Source organism: Paenibacillus sp. FSL R5-0928 (assembly GCF_037970385.1).
Taxonomy (GTDB): domain Bacteria; phylum Bacillota; class Bacilli; order Paenibacillales; family Paenibacillaceae; genus Paenibacillus_AQ; species Paenibacillus_AQ odorifer.
Genome location: NZ_CP150225.1, coordinates 6,160,505 through 6,175,757 on the forward strand (window position 1 = coordinate 6,160,505; position 15,253 = coordinate 6,175,757).

Annotated in this window: 8 protein-coding genes; 1 reads left to right on the forward strand and 7 read right to left on the reverse strand. The window is 42.4% G+C overall.

All coding sequences use genetic code 11. The features are described 5' to 3' along the window. Positions 1–204 precede the first annotated feature (204 nt). Complete coding sequence (locus MKZ16_RS27785; RefSeq protein ID WP_036685426.1) at positions 205–1,089, forward strand: carbohydrate ABC transporter permease; 885 nt, start codon at positions 205–207, stop codon at positions 1,087–1,089. Positions 1,090–1,154: 65 nt separating this feature from the next. Here the strand turns inward: MKZ16_RS27785 and MKZ16_RS27790 are convergent, their stop codons facing one another. The 7 genes from MKZ16_RS27790 to MKZ16_RS27820 form a co-directional block, all read right to left on the reverse strand. Beyond that, a complete protein-coding gene (locus MKZ16_RS27790; RefSeq protein ID WP_038573249.1) occupies positions 1,155–3,401 on the reverse strand; it encodes a helix-turn-helix domain-containing protein in 2,247 nt (748 codons plus the stop codon). 198 nt (positions 3,402–3,599) lie between these two features. Beyond that, a complete protein-coding gene (locus MKZ16_RS27795; RefSeq protein WP_076104877.1) occupies positions 3,600–6,269 on the reverse strand; it encodes a copper amine oxidase N-terminal domain-containing protein in 2,670 nt (889 codons plus the stop codon). A 177-nt stretch (positions 6,270–6,446) separates the two neighbouring features. Continuing rightward, entirely contained in the window at positions 6,447–8,519 is a 2,073-nt protein-coding gene (locus tag MKZ16_RS27800; RefSeq protein WP_076104876.1) for a penicillin-binding transpeptidase domain-containing protein, read from the reverse strand. Between the two features lie 542 nt (positions 8,520–9,061). Continuing rightward, positions 9,062–11,119 carry an iron ABC transporter permease gene (locus tag MKZ16_RS27805; protein WP_076104898.1) on the reverse strand — a complete coding sequence of 686 codons (2,058 nt, stop codon included), beginning with the start codon at positions 11,117–11,119 and terminating at the stop codon, positions 9,062–9,064. 8 nt (positions 11,120–11,127) lie between these two features. After that, complete coding sequence (locus tag MKZ16_RS27810) at positions 11,128–12,150, reverse strand: iron-siderophore ABC transporter substrate-binding protein (protein WP_076104875.1); 1,023 nt, start codon at positions 12,148–12,150, stop codon at positions 11,128–11,130. A 149-nt stretch (positions 12,151–12,299) separates the two neighbouring features. Further along, positions 12,300–13,139, reverse strand: a complete 840-nt coding sequence (locus tag MKZ16_RS27815) for a PRD domain-containing protein (RefSeq protein WP_076104874.1) — start codon at positions 13,137–13,139, stop codon at positions 12,300–12,302. Between the two features lie 130 nt (positions 13,140–13,269). Next, positions 13,270–15,114, reverse strand: a complete 1,845-nt coding sequence (locus MKZ16_RS27820) for a beta-glucoside-specific PTS transporter subunit IIABC (protein WP_076104873.1) — start codon at positions 15,112–15,114, stop codon at positions 13,270–13,272. Positions 15,115–15,253 lie beyond the last annotated feature (139 nt).

Consider the following 15,253-nt stretch of genomic DNA (forward strand, 5'->3'; position numbering starts at 1 on the left):
CATCAGATACTGATACTCCAAGAACCCTACAGCTATAAGGTTTTCCAGACCCGTGCATCTTATAGTGATTACTACAATACATAAAGATCATCTATGCCTTATCACGCTTTTTCCTCCCAAAACAAAGCCCAAGCTAATGATTATATACGGAATAACAGACCCCTGTTAAAGTTTCAATGAAACGATTACAAGGAGGATATCTGCATGTCGCAATCATCTTTTAAAAAAGAAACTATGGGTAGCCGGCTGTTTACTATTGTAAATACCACACTGCTTACACTCATTGCCCTAGCCTGTCTTTTACCCTTTGTCAATGTGTTTGCCAGTTCCTTTGCTTCAACACAGGAGGTAGTAGAAAAAAGCTTCATCCTGTTCCCGACGACATTCTCTTTGGATGCTTACCGTTATATACTGTCAACGCCTACTATCTTTAAAGGGCTTGGCGTATCCATCGGTGTAACCTTAGTGGGTACAGTTGTTAGTATGGTTCTTACCTCTTTAATGGCTTATGGATTATCTAGAAAATATCTGTACGGAAGAGATTTTATCAATTTCGTAATCGTGTTCTCCATGCTCTTCAGCGGAGGGATGATCCCTACTTTCCTAGTAGTTAAATATTTCGGGTTAATCGATTCCTACTGGTCCATGATCATGCCTGTTGCGATCAATGCTTTTAACCTGATCATTATGCGCAACTTCTTCCAGGCGCTGCCGGAAGGGCTAGAGGAATCAGCCAAGATTGACGGCTCTAATGATTTTGGTGTATTTTTCAAAATCATGCTTCCGCTGGCGATGCCATCTATCGCGACCCTCTCCTTGTTCTACGGGGTAGCTTACTGGAATACTTATATGAGTGCAGTTTTATATATGACGGACTCCACAAAGTGGCCTATACAAGTCCTGCTGCGCCAAATTGTTATCGTCGCCAGCGGGATGCAGGGAGATAATGCTTCTGTTGATATTATCCCACCTGCTCAAACCATCAAGATGGCGGTTATCGTAGTCGCAACCGTTCCAATGCTGCTCGCCTATCCTTTCGTACAAAAACACTTCACCAAAGGAGCCCTGCTGGGTTCTGTAAAAGGCTAAAACATTGCAGCTATACAAAACAGCCAGCCCCGGTCTCCCGGGGCTGGCTGTTTGTGTTCAGCGCCTTACTTCTCCTGTTTCTGGGTTCGGTATGCACCTGGTGTTACATGTTCTTTTTTACGGAAGGATCGAATAAAGTTCTGCGGATTATGGTACTGCAGCCTTTCAGCAATTTCTTTAATGGTCATATCCGTTTCTACAAGCCACTTCTTAGCCATTTCCAGGCGATAGTTCATTAGATATTCGCTAAACGTCATCCCGTACTCTTTTTTGAAAATACTGCTTAAATAGTTCGGACTGTAATGAAGGCGATCACCGATTAATTCTAACGTTAAGTCCTGATCAAATTCTGAGCGGACAATCACCGCAATTTTATCAGATAAAAGGCGGAACTGACGGTCTGTCTTCTCCTTAACACTGGTCACCATCGGATGAATAACTTCTTTGACCAAAATGCGTTCGATCTCTTCCGGATTACGGATGTCTAACAATCGGTGGTACAACGTAGAATTGTCCTCTGTCAGCAGAACCTCTACACCCAGCAGCTGCTCCAGCTGAATCAGATTGTTGACGAAACGTATTAATGTGACTTCGAAATTCAAAGGATTCTTACTGTGCTTCATCATTTCCCCGAGTAATGGATACAGAGAACAGGAGACTTGTTCTTCATCTCCAATCCGAATCGCGTCAAATAACTGGGACTCAAACTCAGACGGATAATGCAGTAGAACTGGACCCGAGATTACCTTCGATATATCCTCATAGAAAATGATGGACTCTTTGCCCAGATTTAAACGATGGTGCAGCGCCTGCTTACTCATCTCACAAGCTTCCTTACTAAATAATAAATTATCGTAAAAATTGCTTATTCCAACACTAACGGATAGTTTCAGGATTTCTCTAGCTGTTCGAATAATTGTCTTCGCATAGTCCAGTGCTATTCTCCGGTTCTCCTGTTCATTCGCTCCCTCAAAAATCAGGATGGTCGCTTGTGTACGGTCATTTAATAGGATAGGAATCATCCGCTTCTCCTGCGGAATCAGCTCTTCCACCAGTTTGTTGACCGCCACAAGCAGAAGGTCCTTGTCGCTAGCCTGCCGTTCCCCATAGTTATCCAGCTGTATCAGCAGCGTTGCATACACCGAATTCTGTGACAGCTCATAACCGAAACGAGGCAAACCTTGATTCAGCTCTTCTTGAGATATCCGGCTACGAAATAGATTTAGAATAAACTGAGTTTCCAACTTAGGCATCTCAGACTCAATGAGACCCTCTAGGCTTTCTTTCTCCGATAAGATGGTATCAATCGAATTAATAATCCAGTCTACCTCATTCTTGGGCTCTAGCTCTGCATTGGCAGGTAATAATCGGCGCTGAATCTGCCGGAATGGCTTGGTGAAATACAAAGAGATAACGTAAGCGACTACCGCAATCAACAATGTAATAAGCAGTACCATCATCACAATCCCGAATCGGGTTGTCTTTAGTGCATCTGAAATTTCCGATTTATCCAAAAGAGTTACGTAAATCCAATTATTATAAGAAGATTTAGCATAAATAGCTTTTATCGATTGGTGATCAGCCCGCTCCATGGCAATCGTCCCCAATTGCCCCCCGCCTCCGGCAACATTAGTAATATGGCTAAGCTGATTACTAGTCAGCAGGGACTTCCCGGTTTCCGACTCATATAGAAGCTCACCCTCCCGGTTAAGAATAAACACCGGTGTGTTTCCTTCGGTCTGAAGGGTGCTCTGCAAGGTCTGAAGTGATATATCAGATAAGGCAATCGCCTGTTTGGTCTGTGAGAATACCGGCAGGGTATTTACAAAGCGGATGCCTTTATCCGTCTTAACCCAAAATAAACCCCGGCTACGGTTATTGATATAGCTCTCATAAAGTGTCCTGCTCTCTTCTTCCGTTAAATGTGAAAGCTTCCCATTAGAAATCTGCCATTTCTGCTCCAAACTGATTAGAGAATAATTAACAAAATCCATCCCCATACTGGCAATGTAGTTAAGCTGGGAATTAATCTCGCGATACTCCTCAAAATCCTGCTCCGTGATCGGATTCTGCACAACCTCTCTGAAGGAACTGGTGGTACTGTAAGTATTAAAAGCGTATTCGATGGTCTGAATTTTCTGTTCCAGAGTGTTTTTAATTTGGGTAATTAAACTCTGTTTATCATCCGCTACTCTCTCATTTACCGAATTAATCGTCGTCAGATAAATATAGCCACCGAAGCTAATAACCAGGCCAATCCCCAGCACTAGAATAGGAACAAAAATCTTGTAGAATATCCTGCCTTTTTTCATGATAGACTCCTTAAGCATGTAATTATTTTCAATTATAGCGCTTCCAATAGGTTAAACCAAATGTTTTAAATGTGTATAATCGCAACCCTATTTTTATTAAAAATAGAAAACAAAAAAACAAGGCAAAAAACGCTTCATCAAGCCCAGTGCTCAATGAAGGTTTTTTGCCTTATATTATAATGCCTTTATTCCCTATCCTTATATTTCAATCTCTTCCGTTGAATCCGAAAGACCACCACTCTGCACGCCATTGTTATTGGCTACCGCAAGAACATATACTTTATATTTAACACCCTTAACAATTAATGCACCATTAACATCTCTTCTCGAGGCTACAATTGTAGGATTCGTTCCGTTAGGCGTTATCGACGTATAATACGAGGATTTCACCTCAATTGCTTCCGCTGATCCAAAACCTTGTTTGGACGGAACCACCAGGATTCGATATTCCGAAATGTTAGACTCGTTAGAGGAACGGTTGAAACTTACTAGTATTTTACCCTCATCCACACTGTACGTTACATTAGTGACAGAGGTTACCGGCAGCTTAGTGGATAAAGTGATGGCATTCGACTCTGAGGACAACACATTAGTGCCTGAGTACTTGCCGCTGCCAATCGTTAACACATACACTCTGTAACTGATTCCACTCTTTATTAAATTTCCGTTTACGTCTCTGGCTGAAGAATCCAAGACTTGACTGGTGTTATTTCCTGAAGTGCCTACCGCAGTGTAATTGGAGCTCGAAACAGCATTCGCCTGGGTTAAACTAAAGCTGCTGTAATAGGAAGTAGGAACAATCAGGATTCGATACTGGCTAATGTACGTTTCATCCGTGGCATGGTTAAAGGATACTTTTAAATCACGGCCGTCTTCGTAATCATTAACGTCCCTTACATCCAAGCTCGAAATAGGAGCCAATCTGTAATCTACATTCAACGTAATTAACTGTGAACCAGAAGAAAGAATATTGCTGCCCGAGTAATTCCCGCTTCCGACCGTTAACACGTACACTCTGTAATTGATTCCACTCTTTATCAGGTTACCGCGCACGTCCCTTGATGACGAGGTTAACACTTGATTGGTGCTGGATCCTGTTGTGCTCACTGCTGTGTAGTTGGAACTGTACACATTATTGGCGTCAGATAAACTGAAGCTGTTGTAATAGGAAGTAGGTACAACCAGGATTCGATACTGGCTAATATACGTTTCATTCGTAGCGTGGTCAAAGGATACTCTTAAATCCCGGCCATCATCATAGTCATTTACGTCGCTTACATCCAAATTGTAGACAGCACTCACATTGTAGTCCACAGCCAACGTAATTAATGTTGAATCCGTTGAGAGAATGTTGGTGCCCAAATTCTTCCCGCTTCCAATCGTTAACACATACACTCTGTAAGGTGTTCCATTCTTAATCAAATTACCACGCACGTCTCTTGCAGATGAGGCTAACACTTGACTGGTGCTAGATCCTGTTGTGCTCACCGTTGTGTAGTAAGAGCTGGAGACATTATTCGCCTCAGATAAACTAAAGTTGTTGGAATAAGCTGTAGGCACAACTAGAATCCGGTACTGGCTAATATACGTTTCATCTGTAGCGTGGTTAAAGGATACTTTTAAATCCCGGCCATCTCCAAAGTCACTAACGTCGCTTACACTTAAATTAGAAACATTGACCGAGGACAGCGTAATCGCAGATGAAGCAGCAGACAATAAATTATTGGCTGTATTACTGCCACTATCTACCCCCATAACAAACACACGGTAACCAACTCCCGTCTTAATGAGGGCACCATCCACATCCCTCGCTCCAGACGATAAGATCTGGGTAATATTGGAGCCTGTTTTGTTGACCTGTGTGTAATTTGAACTGCTAACAGCATTTGCTGCCGCCAAATTAAAAGAAGAATAATTAGTAGCTTTGACTACAAATATCCGGTAAGAACTCACCTTGGATTCATCCGATACCTTATTAAAACTTACGGCTAAATCGCGGCCATCACTATAATCGCTCACATCACTTACTTGTACATTACTTGGGGCAACGACTACAGTATTAGTGTTAAGTGATATAGTCGCAGAACTATACGAAAGAGCGCTGGTATTATTGCCTTTACCCACTGCGAAAACATAAGCTACATAGGTCTGATTACCTTTAATGAGATCACCATCAACATCCCTTGAATTTGCGGTCATTCTAATCGTAGGATTAGTGCCTCTAGCTAAAACAGTAGAATAATTGGCGGATGTAACCTTTTGTGCAGATGAGATATTAAAAGTGCTCCAAGCCTTTACAATCATTACCCGGTAATGATCCACAAGAGCTTCATTAGAAGATTGGGTGAAGCTGACCTGAAGATCACGGCCGTCACCGTTATCACTTACATCCTTCAACTGTACATTCGATGCCGGATTTACAGTTCCAGTTTTACCGCCGGAAGTCGTTATGGTCACTACTTTGGTGCTTGGGTTCCAACCCACATCATGACCCAGTGCCTCACTGACAAACCGTGTAGGAACCATCGTTCTCCCTTTCAAATTCTGACCAGGCACATCTAGAGTTACAGCTTTATTGTTAATCGTGGCTGTCTTTGAGCCAATCTTTAACATAATCGTTGTATCATCTTTAGTTGCTGTTACAGTTTGTGTTTTCTGATTCCACTTGATAGAGGCATTAAAGGCTTCAAAAATTGCCCGTAAGGGTACCATTGTCCGTCCATTCACCATCACCGGTGCTTGATCTGTGGACAATCGAACCCCGTCAATAAAAATACTGATGGGCGCAGTAGCAGCTTTCACTGAAGATTGAAACATCATCGGCAAAACTAATAAGCCCACTAAAATAGAAATCCATAACTTCTTCACAGATTCACCCTCCTGGAATGACGAATACATTTTTTCCCTACCCCTTTGACGCTCATACTAGGATAAAAGTTTCACGCTTTATGGTTACAATATTTTAATCTAGAACCCGTTCCTTTCATCCGCCACAAACCGCTCTGTAAAAAGAAAAAGAAAGCGCAGATCGCGCTCTCCTTTGTGTTATTCGCTGATACTTTTATCCACATTTTTCTTCGGAATTCCATCCAATCCGTACTCCCAATCATAAGCATCAAAAATTTTTCTCGCTACAGGTGCTGCACTACTAGATCCAAATCCGCCTTCAGGAATAACTACAGCTACAGCAAGTTTTGGATTTTCACGTGGTGCAAAAGCTATAAACACTCCGTTATCACGGTTTATGTTTTTACTATCCGTCTGTTGTGAAGTCCCTGTTTTACGTGCAAAATCATAGGGGAAATCACCGAAGGCACTTTTAACGTCACTGTTCATCCCTTTCTTTATCTCCCGCCAATAGGATTTATCGAAAGTAGTCACTTCATCAAGCACTTCCCGTTTGAATTCTTTGATAACTTTACCTTTGGAGTCCGTGATCTTGCTTACTAGCTGTGGTTTGATTCGTTGCCCTTCATTGGCTAGTGTAGCCGCATATTGCGCCAACTGTAGAACGGTATAACGTCCCTGCTGCCCAAAAGAAGCATAAACAAGTGCCGACTGAACTGAACCCGCTTTAGCTTCAGCTTTATAATTTAAATCACCCAAGTATTCCCTTGGTAAACCTATCCCTGTTGGAACACCCAGACCGAATTCTTTCATATATGTGTCCCATACCCCAATGCCCTTAGACTTGTATTTTTCGTACAATTTTTTCCCGATCATATCAACCATATATACGTTTGAAGATTTTTCAATGGCTGTATAAGGGTACAAAGAGCCGTATACATGATTGGATGAGTTCCTTACATTCGTCTCATGTCCTTCTCTACCAAATGAGGTGATCCCCTTATCTTGATAAGTAGAAGAAGTACTTATAAAGCCCTCTTTTAAGCCAATTAACACACTCAATGGTTTTATAGTCGAACCGAGCAGCACGGTAGATTCAAAATTATGCCCTGATCTTCCCGATGAGTATGGAGTTATCGTTCCATTTTGGTAATGCTTTTCAATTTTTTTATACACCTCTGGAGAGATCGAACCCGTAGCCCAGTTGTTGGTATCATAGTCAGGCATGCTTGCCATAGCAATAACATTACCTGTATCCACTTCCATGGCTACAGCGTAACCTGTTAAAGCATCAGGATGTGTTTCTCCCTGAACGGTGTGTGAATGCAACCACTGAATCTGATCTTTAATGGCTTCTTCGGTCTTTAGCTGAATTTTTTTATTAAGGGTAGTCCAGATAGTGCTTCCTTTGACCGGGGGTTCAATACTGACAATTTTTTCTGCCATATTCTGCGGATCTACGGAAACTTCCTTATAACCATTCTGTCCCCGAAGCTCCTTCTGGTATTGCAGCTCCAAGCCATCAAAGCCTACTAGCTCATCCTCTTTATAGTTAAGTCCAGGGTTCTGGTTATTTTTCATCGCCTGAAGTACATCCTTATAAAGATCTAAACTAGTAGAGGATTTGAAAAATTTCACGTAGCCAACAGCTTGTACAGCCACCGTATCGGTATCATAATGCCTGCTGCTTTCCTCTATCACTTCAAGGTTTGGATATTCGTTTTTGTGTTCTAAAAAATAAGCGATTTCTTTCTTAGTTAAACCTGATTTAATTCTTCGCGCTACATAACCAGAGAGTTTTTTTGAATATAAATCCATAGACTCAAGGATCTCTTCTGTGGTTAGTTTTTTCTCATTAGGATCACCATAAGTTTCGAAGGCTTCTGCTAACTTGCTGGCGAGTGCCTTTGATTTATTATTTGCCTCAGCAGTTAAGGTAACTTTTTTCGTAGTTTTATCTGTTTTTGTTGCGGTATATTCCTTATCCAAAGTAAGGTACAAAGATTGAACGGGCGTTGAGTATGCCAATTTCTCACCATCAGCAGCGAGGATATTCCCTCTCAGTGCCGATAATGCCACTATTTTCGTATCCCGGTTAGCCTCAGCTTCAGATAACGTAGGTCCTTCGACAAATTGCAAGACCGCAAGGCGTAGGATAATCACACAAAAAATAATAAAAGTGCTAAAGAAAAAAATATTGATTCTTAATTCGCCAGAGTTGTTAATAGTTTTGCTTCCGTCTTGTACACTTTTTCTGTCGAAAAGCCTCACATAATCCCACTCCTTATTTCCAAAATTCTACAGCATAAGATTAAAGTATAAACTAGCAAACGAAAATATACAAAATTAAGAATAATAGTTAAATAATTGTTCACAAATCGATAATATCCAATTAAAAAAGCAGCTTTCCCCAGTATGGGAGAATCGCTGCTTTTTGTTTATGGGCGTTGGTGGCCTGCACCAATAAATTGTCATCATTCGCCGAGGCTTAAGGACTCAGATGACGTTATATGCGGATTTTTAGCCTTTGGAGCTTGGTTTCGGACTCCAGTGACGTTACTCCTTAGGAAGAGGGGCAAATTAAGCACTTTTCATGCCAATTGCGACTATGCGGTCCGTTGTCACTTCAAATGCGAGATAAAGCTGCGTTTAAGGTCAGCTGTGTCCGATAGCTGTAGCGTAAGCGAAAATCTTAATCGAATGAAACGAAGTTTGAGGTGTTCTAGATGGAGTAAGCTCAAATTAATCAGGGGGTGCCCCAGCAGCTATTTTTACAGCTGATGGGACACCCCCTGATTTTTCCATAGCAAAATCTACACTTTTCTAACCTGTGACCGGTACATTAAAAACAAGAAATACGGAGCCCCAATCAGCATAATAATAAGGCCTGAAGGGATTTCTTTCGGCGCCATTATGGTTCTTCCGAGCGTATCGGCAATAACGAGCATCAAGCCGCCAAGTAACCCTGACAAAACAATGGATCGTCTCGTATGATGACCAATCATCATCCGCACCGCATGCGGCGCCATGAGTCCAAGGAACCCTATTGTTCCTACACTTGCAACGGCTCCCGCTGCAAGCAAAACACCGATAATCATAGCCCAAAGCCGCGTTCCTCGAACCGGCAAGCCCAATCCTGTTGAACTCTCGTCGCCAAATGCCAACAAATCGCATTTCCGTCCCAAATAGTATGCAATCGGTACAAGTACAAGCAGGAATACAAATAGGATGTAAAATTGATTCCAGCTTCGTCCATAAGTCGAACCGGTTAACCAAATTAAGGAGCTACTGCTCCATAAACTTCCTTTGACGATCATAACCTGGATTCCCGCAGAGGCAATAGCCGAGACTGCGATTCCAAGCAAGATCAGAACCGATGGATTCAAGGACCTGCGCCAGGCCATAAAAAAGACAAAAGCAGCAGCCAGTGCCCCACCCACGATTGCGGCAAGCGGAACTGCAAATACCGTCAATGCTGGCCAAACGGTCATTACGGCCAAAGCACCAAAGCCAGCCCCTGAGGTCACACCAATAATAGAAGCATCTGCCAGTGGATTTCGAACAGCACTCTGAATCAATACACCACTGATTGCAAGTGCGATCCCTCCTGCAGCCGCTACGAGTGTACGGGGAAGCCGTAAATTCAGCAGGACGGAATAGGATTGATCCCCCCTATGGAACAGGCTGCTTAGCAATTCACTGATCGGTATTTTTGTTCCCCCAAACGATAAGCTTACGAGGATAATAACAATGAGCAGCACGGTCATAACTATAGCCGTCGGCACAAAGCGCAGACGCAGCCCCGCCCCACCGATGCTCATCGATGATTGGCCAGAGCCTGAGCCCGATATATTTTTCATCTTGGTGAGTACTAGCCAAATGAGCCACGGGGCTCCAATAATCGCCATAACTGCACCAACAGGCATTTCACCCACACTGCTTCGCACTACACGCGCAAGCGTATCCGCTGCCGTGATGAGCAGTGCTCCCCACAATGCGCTTGCAGGAATGAGCAGGCGATGTTTGCGGATCCCGCTAAGCCGGACAAGATGGGGAGCCACTAAGCCGACGAAGCCAATCGGTCCAACCACGCTGACTACAACCGCAGCCATTAATACCGATAGGCCAAGACCCGTCGCCCGAATTAGCCCTACTCGCTGTCCAAGTGAACGGGCAGTTGACTCATCGAGCTCCAGCGCATCAAATTGTCTGCCGGCAAATATCGCTGCCAATAGCAGCACTACGACAAAAGGCCAGGCATATATAACACCGTCCCAATCCAACTGGATTAGGGAACCAGAACCCCATAAAAACAGATTTTGTGTTTCAGTTCTTTTAAAAATATGTATGGCCGATGTAAACGCTCCGAGCACCATGGAGACGATCATACCTGATAAAGCCAGCCGAACAGGTGTGGCTGCCTTGCCTCCACTCAGTAAATAAGCGGCTAAAGCAGCAAGCAGTCCCCCTGCAACTGCCAGCAAAAATGGGAATTCATGCTGCAAAGCAGGAAAAGCTACCATACCAAGAACGACCATAAAGTATGCCCCGGCATTAATCCCAAGTGTATCTGAGGAAGCAAGCGGGTTTTTCGTTATAGTTTGCAATAATGCGCCAGCCACAGCCAGAGCAGCCCCGGCCAGCAGACCAATAACTGTACGTGGCATGCGGATACCCCAGAGCAGATTATGTTCCATTATATCTTGGCGATTCAGCAAGCCATCTATTACAGTAGCTGCAGGGATCTTGGCTTCCCCAAAGCCTAAACTTAAAACGAACAGAATGAAGAGGACGGCAAAGCCGCCCCCAAATATTCCAATGATCCGCCAGTTCATTCCGATAGAGGCTTCTTTGCTACTCTTTTCGTTCATAACCGCACTCATTTCGTTAATGTATTTACAACTTCATCCACGATAACTTTGGAGGAGATCGGACCGCCGAACACCCAAGTAGTACTGCTCAATCCGAAGGTGCGATTCTCTTTTACAAAGTTAAGGCCATTCCAAACGGAATTATCCTTCAGTTCTTTCGTGAAAATATTATCATCCTCTTGGACGATGTAGATCAGATTTGTATCCTGAACCGCAGGTAATGCTTCAACTGTAGAGGTGCTGAATCCGTAAACCTCGAAATTTTCGGGTTTCCAGTCGTTTTTCAGACCGATCCGATCCAAAGTTTGTACCGCAAGTGAATTATCTGTAAAAAGACGCATCGTTGCTGCATTCTGGTAGCTGTATGCTTGTGTCAGTACATAGTTCAAGCCTTCCTTACCTGCATCAGCCAGCTTTGCTTTTGCGTCTGTATAATGTGCATCCAAATCAGCAAGAACCTTATCGGCTTCTGCAGTTTTGCCTACTGCCGCTGCAATCGTTTTGAAAGTATCTTCCATCAGCGTGTACTGATTGCCTTCTCCTTCATTCGGATACAAGCCGAAAATCAGTGTTGGAGCGATACTTTTAAGTTGATCATAAATTCCTTCGTGCCCACCCGTATTGGCAATAATCAGATCAGGCTTTAATGAAGCAATCGTCTCCAGATCTGGCTCGTCACGGGAACCAACATCAGTCACATTTGCATCAAGCGGTGCTTCAGAAGTCACATACAGCTTATAGTTTTCGTTATCTGCATTACCTACTGGCTGCACTCCCAGTGCAATAACATCCTCCGTAAAGGTCCATTCCAATACCACAACTCTTTGCGCAGGTTTGTCCAGCGTAATCTCACCTTTAGAATCCTTTAATACAATAGGACCGCTTGTAGATTCACTGCCCGCGTTTTCAGCAGCTGGTTTATCAGTTGCTCCCGCGTTCGATGTTGAACTGTTCTTTTGGTTAGTACCACAACCTGATACGACCAATATAATAGCAATAACCATAAATAAACTAATTAACCTTTTGTGCATTTGCTTTATCCCCCTGGATTCAACGTTCGAAGTTGATTCCATGATAACTGTTATCAATCTATTGATAATGATTATCACAGAAAACATATTAGTAATCTTATACGCGATTCTCCCGAAAGTCAAAGTTAAAATTTAATGCTTAACCGTCCCTACTCCATGATCTGGTTTGTAATTCTTTCAATGTGTATGGTCAGATACAGCATTTCATCATTTGTTAACTCACGATTGTATGTTTTATCAATATAGATTTTAATTTTCTCAACGCTTGCGAAAGCTTCCTTATACTGCTCCTTTACCAAAATAAATAAGCCATTCTCATTATCAGGAGGTGGAGTACCGTTGATGAGACGTTGTGCAAAAAATTTCAAATGAGTGATAAAACGGTAATAAGCAAGGGACTCCTCATCGTACTCTAGCCTGAAATGGCGCTTCACGATATTTAGGATGTCGTTCATGATCTTGGTGATATTCACCATGTTAGGCATCTCTTCATTTAGTTCAGCATTCACCAGATGGAGAGCAATATGTCCAGCCTCATCTTCGGGAAGTCTGACTCCGAGCTTGGAATGTATAATTTGAAGCGCAGCTTTCCCAACCTCATATTCTTCTTTATAGAATCTTTTGATTTCCCAAAGCATGGCGTTTTTAATCTTCATCCCTTTTGAGAATCTCTCCAGCGCAAAACTGATATGATCTGTCAGACTTACATAAATACTGTCATCCAGCATTTTACCGAGCTGCAGTTTGGCGAAGTTGATAATCTCTTCTGAGAGCTCCATGTGCTCGATTGGAATCTCAGAAAGCAGCGTTTTTAGCTTATCTGAAAGTTTTTGATTGCTTAAAGTGAATATCTTTTCAATTTTATCTTCTTCTAAAAAGTCTCCACGTTTTTTCTTAAAGGCCAGTCCTCTTCCCATGACTACTAGTTCAAAATTTTGGTCATCTATGACAGTAACAACATTGTTGTTTAACACTTTTTCGATCCGCATATTACAGCTCCTTACCTTTTCATTTTACAAAGCTAGCTCTTTTTTTATAGTATTCTATAATAAAAAATCGATCTCTAAGTAGCAGTACTAAGAGATCGATTCCATTCATACCTTATGACTCTTCAATAGATCACACTACAACAGTCAGCAGATCTTCACCCGGTGTAATAGCTGTTTTATTGGTACCAATCACATCACTATAATTAGCCGTATTGGTAATAATTATCGGCGTTGTGCATTGATAACCTTCATTTTTTATTTGTTCAAAATCAAATTCAATCAATAGGTCACCCTGTGTAACTGTTGCTCCTTCTTGCACCTTCACATCAAAGTATTTACCTTTTAGCTTCACGGTTTCTATACCGATATGAATCAGGACCTCAACACCCTCATCCGATACTACCGCAATACAATGACCTGTTCTGAAAATAGTGGATACAACTCCACTTACCGGTGAATAAAGCTTGCCTTCTGTGGGTTCAATTGCAATCCCCTTGCCCATTGCTTCAGAAGCAAAGGCAGCATCATCTACTGAGGTTAAAGGGATTACATTACCAGCCAGAGGGCTTACAACGGTTGAACTTTTCACGGCGTGAGAAAGGATAACCTCGCTTTTTTCAGTATTCGTTTTTTCTTCTACAATATTCACTTTCTTTTTATCTTCATAACCAAATACCATGGTAATTACCATAGCCAATACAATGGTCACACCTGCTATAATCGCTTGAACGGCCAGCGGAGAGAATGCGGGAAGACTTAATACGCTCACAAATGCGAATACTTCCATCTTCACTTTGAAAAGACCACTAAGTGCTCCACCTACACCGCCCGCAATAGTTACATAAATGAAAGTCCGTTTGTAACGAGTCAGCAATCCGTAAATAATAGGTTCTGTCACACCTGAAAGCGCGCCTGGTATAAATGTACTGCCGGCCAATGTTTTCAACTGTTTGTCTTTTGTTTTCAGGAAGATCCCCAACGCTACACCCAGCTGAGCGAAGATGGCCATGCCGGCCATTGCATATATCGGATCTCCACCCTTAGCAATGTTCTCAAGAATAATTGGCACAAGTCCCCAGTGCAATCCGAGGACAGTCAAATATGTCCAAGCTATTCCCACAATTGCCCCTGTAACAATACCGCTTTTCGTACTGAGGAACAAAATAGCGTCTCCAATTAAATTCCCTACATTCACGCCAAACGGTCCGAACGCTAAAATAGTTAACGGTACAATCACAATCAAACATATCATAGGGACTAAGAACATCTGCAAATCCTTGTGTATAAACTTTCTTAGCTGCTTATCCAATAAAGCGTATATACAGATGGCGATAAAAATCGGAAACACGCTTGATGAATAGTCCGAAATTACTAAAGGAATACCTAAAAAATGTGGAGATTCAACACTTGCTAATCCCGTAATATTAGGCTCAAGTAAGGCCGCGCCGATACTACCACCCACATAAGCATTCACGCCCAGCCTAATCGATAACGTAATCCCTAAGAAAATGGGTAGAAAATAAAACACGGCATTACTAGCGCCCGCTAATACTTTATAAGTTTCGCTATCCGCACTTAGAACATGTAACGAAGCCAGTACAGTTAATAGCGCTTTCAACATACCCGCACCTGCTAAAGCACCAATCAGAGGCGAGAAGCTTCTGGAAATAACATCAAAAATCAGAGTCCCTATGGGTTTCTTTACCTTGTTCTCGCCAGAGTCACTGTTAGGGGATATGGATTTGGCAATTTCTTTATACACATCAGCAACATGGGTACCCACTATAACTTGAAACTGTCCCCCTTTGCTAACTACCCCAATAATCCCTTTCATTTTCTCCAAATTTTCTTTATCAGCTTTTTGCTCATCATTAAGTGTGAATCTTAGTCGCGTGGCACAATGAATCACATTGTTAATATTCTTCTCCCCACCGACAGATTGGATAATGTCTTTACTTAGCTGTTCATAACTCATTTTTATACACCCCTTTGTAACAGATCAATTAATCACGGATATCAGGGAACACAAAAAAACCTAAATCACATCTATGTACGAGAGAGATTATCCCCGTAAACATAAATGAAACTTAGGTTTTGCCTGCTATGCAGTAGCA